1 pseudogene is annotated in these 418 nt (G+C 28.2%); it reads left to right on the top strand.

Annotated elements, in window-relative coordinates:
* Positions 1-260 (top strand): annotated as a pseudogene (locus tag CAMP5053_RS08390) (hypothetical protein); the annotation flags it as partial.
* Positions 261-418 lie beyond the last annotated feature (158 nt).

Here is a 418-nt window from a genome sequence, read left to right as displayed (position 1 = left end):
CTATGGCAATCTATCCAAAAATAACAATTCGAGGTCTTCTTTTATTTCATAACAATCAATTGTGTTCTTCTAAGGATACAAATTTCATATTTCAAAACATGAAAGAAAACTATAATATATTTAATAATTTAGATCCAAATAGCTCAAAACTTCTCGATAAGACACTCGGAAAAGAATGGAAAGATTACCGCAAAAATGTATCAATCTTTATAGAAGATACAATAAACAAAATCCAAAAGGCTTTAGATGAATGCAAATGAAAATAATACTAGTGTTCATAATGAAAACAATACTACTATTAACATTAAAGAAAGTATAAAAGAAGCTCTAAGAGAAGGACAAGAGGTTATAGAAAGTAGTAGAGAAGGAATAGGAAAAGCAAGTAATACTTTCGATTTTTTTAGCAGTGGCTTCAACC

Source organism: Campylobacter sp. S4:11 (assembly GCF_024723695.1).
Taxonomy (GTDB): Bacteria; Campylobacterota; Campylobacteria; order Campylobacterales; family Campylobacteraceae; genus Campylobacter_D; species Campylobacter_D jejuni_C.
This window is presented reverse-complemented; position numbering and strand designations above follow the sequence as displayed.